7 protein-coding genes are annotated in these 7017 nt (G+C 74.2%); 5 read left to right on the forward strand and 2 right to left on the reverse strand.

Going from position 1 to position 7017, the window contains the following annotated elements:
• The first annotated feature begins 456 nt into the window (after positions 1-456).
• Positions 457-1119 (forward strand): ferritin-like fold-containing protein, encoded by a 663-nt coding sequence (locus FHL80_RS12265; protein ID WP_138733700.1) that lies wholly within the window; start codon positions 457-459, stop codon positions 1117-1119.
• Positions 1120-1328: 209 nt separating this feature from the next.
• Here FHL80_RS12265 and FHL80_RS12270 read toward each other — a convergent pair whose 3' ends face one another.
• Positions 1329-1559, reverse strand: a complete 231-nt coding sequence (locus FHL80_RS12270; protein WP_014742594.1) for a DUF3107 domain-containing protein — start codon at positions 1557-1559, stop codon at positions 1329-1331.
• A gap of 100 nt (positions 1560-1659) precedes the next feature.
• Positions 1660-2220: a TetR/AcrR family transcriptional regulator gene (locus FHL80_RS12275; RefSeq protein WP_246078636.1), complete on the reverse strand. Its 561-nt coding sequence runs from the start codon at positions 2218-2220 to the stop codon at positions 1660-1662.
• Between the two features lie 166 nt (positions 2221-2386).
• On the opposite strand from FHL80_RS12275, the gene FHL80_RS12280 reads away from it, so the two are divergent.
• From FHL80_RS12280 to FHL80_RS12295, 4 genes are all read left to right on the forward strand, one after another.
• On the forward strand, positions 2387-3403 hold the full coding sequence (locus FHL80_RS12280) for an alpha/beta fold hydrolase (protein ID WP_138733701.1): 1017 nt from the start codon (positions 2387-2389) through the stop codon (positions 3401-3403).
• 267 nt (positions 3404-3670) lie between these two features.
• The gene (locus FHL80_RS12285; RefSeq protein ID WP_246078637.1) at positions 3671-4477 is read left to right on the forward strand and encodes a DUF3152 domain-containing protein; all 807 of its coding nucleotides are present in this window, start codon (positions 3671-3673) and stop codon (positions 4475-4477) included.
• 381 nt (positions 4478-4858) lie between these two features.
• Entirely contained in the window at positions 4859-6019 is a 1161-nt protein-coding gene (moeZ, locus tag FHL80_RS12290; RefSeq protein ID WP_138733703.1) for an adenylyltransferase/sulfurtransferase MoeZ, read from the forward strand.
• A 144-nt stretch (positions 6020-6163) separates the two neighbouring features.
• Positions 6164-6721, forward strand: a complete 558-nt coding sequence (locus FHL80_RS12295) for a TIGR03086 family metal-binding protein (protein WP_246078638.1) — start codon at positions 6164-6166, stop codon at positions 6719-6721.
• The last annotated feature ends 296 nt before the right edge of the window (positions 6722-7017 follow it).

Consider the following 7017-nt stretch of genomic DNA (forward strand, 5'->3'; position numbering starts at 1 on the left):
CGGGAGCCGGAGCGCCGGTCTCGGCGTGCTCCAGCTCGGGAGCGGGGATCGTGCTGCTGTCGACGGGGGTGTTCTCGGTGGAGGTCAGTTCTCTCGCCTCGGTCTGGTGGGGGACCGGTCGCGGCGCCGGTGCGCGAGCTCAGGAGCTCGCGCGTTGCCCGGCGGTGCTCTGCGGTCCCGGGGTCGGTTCCGGGATGTTCGATCCAAGCGCCGACGCGGCCAGCAGACCGGGCGTCGAGTGCAGACTGCCCGGGAGACGGCCCTCGGAGGGCCGGTCTCGAGGAGATCCAGCGGTCATCAGCGCACAGGGGATTGCTCTCGGTGAACGGACCTGGCGGCCCGCCGGTCCCATCCTAGCCCGGGCAGCCCGTTAGCCTCGCTCAGCCGCCCCGTGACACGGGCTGTGGACGCAGCGGTCCGCGGCCGCGGGGCGCAGGGCACGAGGAGGGGGAGCGCGTGACCGCGGTCGACGAGGGAACCGGACACCGGGCGGTCATCGAGCTGCTGGGGGTCCTCGCCTACGCCGAGCTCACCGCCTTCGACCGGTTGGCCGAGGACGCCCGGCTGGCGCCGACCCTGGACGGCCGGGCCGCGCTCGCCCGGATGGCGGCCGCCGAGATCGCCCACCACGAGCGGGTCTCCGCACGGCTGCGCGAGCTCGGTGCCGACGTCACCGCGGCGATGACCCCGTTCGTCGCCGCCCTCGACGCCTTCCACGACGGCACCCGGGCGAGCACCTGGCTGGAGGGCCTGGTCAAGGCCTACGTGGGCGACGCGCTGGCCGCCGACTTCTACCGCGAGGTCGCGGCCTTCCTCCCGCAGCCGGACCGGGCGCTGGTCGAGGAGGTGCTCGCCGACACCGGGCACGCGGACTTCGCCCTCCGTGAGGTGCGCGCCGCGATCGCCGCCGACCCCAAGGTCGCCGGCCGGCTCGCGCTGTGGGCGCGCCGGCTGGTCGGTGAGGCGCTCACCCAGTCGCAGGCGGTCATCGCCGAGCACGACGAGCTGGCCGAGCTCATCATCGCCGGGACCGGGGACCTGGCCGGGGTGAGCGAGCTGCTCGGCCGGATCACCACCGCGCACTCGGTCCGCATGCGGGCGCTGGGGCTGAATCCGTGACACTGCGATCCTGACGGATCGCACCGCGGCCAGGAGCCGTACCCCTGACCGATGAGCCGTTGCGCTTCCGGCGTCCCCGGCTGGGTGCTCGGGTTGCTCGGCGTCCCCGGCTCGTGCCCGCGATGACTCGTCGTCCCCGGCTCACGGAACGTCGACAGGGCGCCACCGCATGCGCGGTGACGCCCTGTCGAGCTCTGCCTGGTGCCGGCTCAGCCGGCGATGAAGCCCACGCGCCGCGAGTCGGCCTCGGCGATCTCGACGTAGGCGATCCGGTCGGTCGGGACGACGATGCGGCGGCCGCGCTCGTCGACCAGCGTGAGCAGGCCGTCCTTCGACCCGGTCATGGCCTTGGACACCTCGGCCGCGATCTCGTCCGGGGTCTTGGGGCTGTCGATGACCAGCTCACGGGGGGAGTGTTGGACACCGATCTTTACTTCCACGCGGGGATGCCTCCTCAGGTCGGACTGCCGAGCACCCACGCTAGTCCAGCCCCGCGAACCGGAGCCGGGCCAGCAGGTGCGCCGACAGCGAACGCGCTCGTCAGTCGGCGTCGTCGCGGCGCGGGAAGCCGGACATGCCGCGCCAGGCCAGCGAGGACAACAGCGCCACCGCCTCGTCCCGGGACACCGTGCCCTTGCTCGCCAGCCACCAGCGGGCGCTGGTCTCGGCCAGCCCGGTCATCCCGGCCGACAGCAGCAGCGCCCGCTCCGGGTCCGCGCCGGTCTCCACCGCGATCACCTCGGCGATGGCCTCGATGCAGGCCCGGGCGCCGCGGTCGGCGAGCCGCCGGACGTCTGGGTCGTTGCGCAGGTCGGACTCGAAGACCAGCCGGAAGGCCTCGCCGTCGGCGTCGATGAAGTCGAAGTAGGCGCCGACCGCGCCGTCGACCCTGGTCCGGTTGTCCTCGGTGCCGTCCATCGCCTGGCGCACCCGGTCGGTGAGCTCGTCGACCTGCTGCTCGAGCAGTGCCAGGTACAGCTCCCGCTTGCCCGGGAAGTGCTGGTAGAGCACCGGCTTGCTGACGCCGGCCCGGTCGGCGATGTCGTCCATCGCCGCGGCGTGGAAGCCCTGCGCGACGAAGACGTCCTGGGCGGCGCGCAACAGTTGGACGCGGCGGGCGCCCCGTGGCAGGCGGGAGGTCCGGCGGGCGACCGGGGGCACGGGTACGGGGCGGCTGGGGTGCATGGCGTCGTGATCTTAGCGGCGCGCCCCGGCGACGGCACCGGGCCGAGCGGTGATCGCGGAGCGGTGTTCTACCGTCGGGTAGGTGACCGACGCCCGGCTGTCCGACGCCCTCCTGCCCCGGCCCGGTGCGCTGATCCCGCCCTGGCCGGGCGCGATGGTGCCCGTGACCGGTGGTGAGGTCTTCGTGCGGCACACGCCGTGGTGCGGTCCGGTCGCCGGCGACGTCGACCCGGCCGACGCCCCCCGCGAGCGGGCCCTCTACGTGCACGGTCTGGGCGGGGCCTCCACCAACTGGACCGACCTCGCCGCGCTGCTCGCCGTCCGCTTCGACGGCTACGCGCTGGACCTCCCCGGTTTCGGTCGGTCCGCGCCGCCGCCGCGGTACTCCGTCCACCGTCACGTGCAGGCTGTCGTCGACGTGCTCGAGTGGGTCGTCGCGCGGCCTGGTCCCGGTCAGGGCGCCCCGGTGCACCTGGTCGGCAACTCCCTCGGTGGGCTGGTGAGCGTGTGGGTCGCGGCCCGCCGTCCGGACCTCGTCGCCACGCTCACGCTGATCTCCGCGGCGATGCCGGTGTACCGCGTGCCGGCCGCCTTCGACCGGGCGATCGCGCTGGTGCTGCTCCCCGGCGTCCCGGCGCTGGCCGAGCGACGCCTGGCCGGGGCGAGCCCCGAGCAGCGGGTCCGCGGGTTGCTGCAGATGTGCTTCGGCGACCCGTCGCGGGTGCCGCGGGAGCGGGTGGAGGAGGCGGTCCAGGAGATGCGCGACCGGGACGAGCAGCCCTGGGCCGGCCAGGCGCTCACCCGCAGCCTGCGCGGGCTGATGACCTCCTACCTGCGGGTCGGCCGGGCGAACGCCTGGCGGATGGCCCGCTCGGTGAAGGTGCCGTCGCTGGTCGTGTGGGGCGACCGGGACCGGCTGGTCGACCCGGCACTGGCCCCCCGGCTGGCCGCCGTCCTCCCCGACTCCCGGCTCCAGGTGCAGGAGGGCATCGGTCACCTGGCGATGCTGGAGGCGCCGGAACCGACCGCGCGGGCCGTGCTCGCCCTCGCCGAGGACGCCGCTGCCCCGGTCGTGGAGGTCCCTGCCGGACGGGTGTGACGGGGTGGTCCGACACGTTGCCGGGTGCCGTTGCGGTCAGGCACCGGACCGGCCTCCCGTGAGAACCTGGGCCGCGTGACGAGCCCCGGGTCCCGCGCGCCGCGCGAGGCCTGGCGCTACGGGGGTCCCGACGTCCCCGGTGCGAGCCCGCGCCAGCGGCCGACCCCGGGGCCGCGGGGGTCCGATCCCCGGGTGACCCGTTCCGCGCCGCTGCACCGTCCGCCCGCGAGCCCGTTGGTGGCCCGTCGCGGACCCGTCGCTGGGCCGGTGCGCCGGACCGTCTCGCCGGGCGGGTGGTTCCGCCGCTTCGTGCGACGCCACGGCTGGCGGGCGTACGCCATCCCGGTGCTCGCCGTCGCCACCGTGCTCACCCTGGTCGACGTCGTCACCGGCGGTGGGACGACGGCGGCCACCCGGTCGAGCGCGCTGGACGCGCCGGTCAGCGCCGCGCCGGGCACGCCGAGCACCCCGTCGGCCCCGGCCGAGGGTGAGGGGGCGCCGTCCCAGACGGCGGCCGGGACGGCAGCGGTCACCTTCGTCGAGCAGGGCGCCGGCACTCTCGGCATCGTCGACGGCACCTCCGCCGTCCACGGCACCGGACCGCTGCAGCGCTTCGTCGTCGAGGTGGAGGACGGCGTGGGGGTGGACGGCAGCCAGTTCGCCGCAGCCGTCGAGACCACCCTCGGTGACCCGCGGTCCTGGGGCAGCGGCGGGCAGATGTCCTTCCAGCGGGTCGGTGCCGCGGAGGCCGCGGCCGGCGACTACGACTTCCGGGTCAGCCTGGTGAGCCCCGGCAGCATGGAGACCTGGTGCCCGGGCGTCGGCACCGGCGGCTACACCTCCTGCCGGTACGGCGAGCGCGCGGTCATCAACCTCGCCCGCTGGGAGACCGCCGTCCCCGACTACGCCGGAGACCTCGCGACCTACCGGCAGTACGTGGTCAACCACGAGGTCGGCCACGCCCTGGGTCACGGCCACGAGCAGTGCGGCGGAGCCGGCCAGCTGGCGCCGGTCATGGAGCAGCAGACCCTCGGGCTGCAGGGCTGCGTCAAGAACGCCTGGCCGTACCCGTGACATCGTGATCCTCCGGATCACACCGCGGCCAGGTGCCGTGCCCCGGCGTCGTTGAGCCGCTTCCAGCGTGCCGGTCGGGGAGCCTCCGGCCCCCGCGACCGGTCCGCTGACCGGCCTGTCGGCCGGGGATCCGTACCCGTGACATCGTGATCCTCCGGATCACACCGCGGCCGGGTGCCGTGCCCCGGCGTCGCTGAGCCGTTGCCCGCGTGCCCGGCGGGAACCCTCCGGGCCCCGCGCCGGGTCCGCGGACCGGCCTTGCGGCCGGGGTCCGTACTGGGCTCCCGCGTCGCGGGATTACCGGCGCGTGTCAGGCTGTTCGGCAGACCAGGACCCCGGCCTCTGGAGCCGGTCAGCCCTGATGCCTGTGAGGAGAGCTCCGTGTCGTTGCCACCCCTGGTGGAGCCCGCCGACGACCTGTCGATCGACGAGGTCCGCCGCTACAGCCGCCACCTGATCATCCCCGACGTCGGGATGGACGGGCAGAAGCGGCTCAAGAACGCCAAGGTGCTGGCCGTCGGTGCCGGTGGCCTCGGCTCGCCCGTGCTCATGTACCTGGCCGCGGCCGGGGTCGGGACGCTGGGCATCGTCGAGTTCGACACCGTCGACGAGTCCAACCTGCAGCGCCAGATCATCCACGGGCAGTCCGACGTGGGCCGGTCCAAGGCCGAGAGCGCGCGGGACTCCATCAAGGAGATCAACCCCTACGTCGACGTCCGGCTGCACGAGACGCGGCTGGACAGCGAGAACGTGCTGGAGATCTTCGCCGACTACGACCTCATCGTCGACGGCACGGACAACTTCGCCACGCGCTACCTGGTCAACGACGCCGCCGTGCTGCTGGGCAAGCCCTACGTGTGGGGCTCGATCTACCGGTTCGACGGCCAGGTCTCGGTCTTCTGGAACGAGCACGGGCCCAACTACCGCGACCTCTACCCGGTCCCGCCGCCGCCCGGCATGGTGCCCTCCTGCGCCGAGGGTGGCGTCCTGGGTGTGCTCTGCGCGACCATCGGCGCCATCCAGGCCACCGAGGCGGTCAAGCTCATCACCGGCATCGGCGAGACGCTGCTCGGCCGGCTGATGGTCTACGACGCCCTGGAGATGACCTTCCGCACGATCAAGGTGCGCAAGGACCCCGAGGGTGAGCCGATCACCGGCCTCATCGACTACGAGGCGTTCTGCGGTGTCGTCTCCGACGAGGCGCAGGAGGCCGCCGCGGGCTCGACGATCACCGTCGACGAGCTCAAGGACATGATGGACGCCGGCAAGGACTTCGAGCTGATCGACGTCCGGGAGCCCAACGAGTACGAGATCGTGTCCATCCCGGGCGCCAAGCTGATCCCCAAGGACGAGATCCTGTCCGGCCGGGCGCTGGCGCAGCTGCCCAACGACAAGCCGATCGTGCTGCACTGCAAGACCGGCGTCCGCTCCGCCGAGGCGCTGGCCGCGGTGAAGAACGCCGGCTTCAAGGACGCCGTGCACGTCCAGGGCGGCGTCACCGCCTGGGCGACGCGCATCGACAAGGCGCTCCCGACGTACTAGAAGGACCTCGTCTCCCCCCACGACACGCTTCGCGCGCCGCGGGTCCCTGAGACGAGGCCGGTCACGAGGGCTCCGTTCCGTTCGGGACGGAGCCCTCGTGCTGTGTACTTGGCCATGCCCGAGCCCTCGCCGACGGATCTCCTGATGCTGTTCCAGCGGGCCCAGGCGCAGTTCACCGACCGGGTGGACGCCGTCGGTCCGGGGAGGTGGGACGCCCCGGCGCTGCCCGGGTGGAGCGTCGCCGACCTCGTCGCGCACCTGACCCGCGAGCAGCTGCGGGTACCGCCGCTGCTGGCGGGTGGGGAGCCCGACGTCGTCGCCGGGCAGGTCCCCACCGACACCGACGAGCTGCTGGGCGATGACCCGCTCGCGGCCTGGGAGACGGCGGCCGACGACGCGCTCACCGCGTGGGCGGCGCCCGGTGCGCTCGACCGGATCGTGCACCTCCCCGGCGGGAGCACCCCGGCGCTGCACCACCTGGTCGCGATGACCGCCGACCTGACCGTGCATGCCTGGGACCTGGCCCATGCCGTCGGCGGGGTCACCGCGCTGGACGCCGAACTGGTCGCCGCAGCTCTGCGCTACGCCGAGGAGCGCCTCGGGGACGACGGGGTGCCCGGCACTGTCGACGCCCCGGTGGCGGTCCCGCCCGGCGCTGACCTGCAGACCCGTCTCCTGGCCCGGTTCGGCCGACGGGCCTGAGCGGCTCGGGTGCACCGACCGGCGGACGGGCACCACTCGCCGGGTCCCGGCCCTAGGCTCCTGCCGACACAGCCGGAGCCGGAGGTCGCACGATGAGCCAGCCACCTCAAGGGCCGCCCCCGTACGGGCCGGACGGACGGCCCTCGTGGGGGGACCAGCCCCCCGGTGGCTGGGGTCAGCAGCCCGGTCAGGGCTGGGGGCCACCGCAGCCGGGCCAGGGCTGGGCTCCGCCTCCGCAGCCGGGCCAGGGCTGGGTTCCGCCCCCGCCGCCCGGTCCGCCGGCCCCCGGTGGGTAC

Origin of the sequence: Modestobacter excelsi, from assembly GCF_005930495.1 — a bacterium.
Classification (GTDB): domain Bacteria; phylum Actinomycetota; class Actinomycetes; order Mycobacteriales; family Geodermatophilaceae; genus Modestobacter; species Modestobacter excelsi.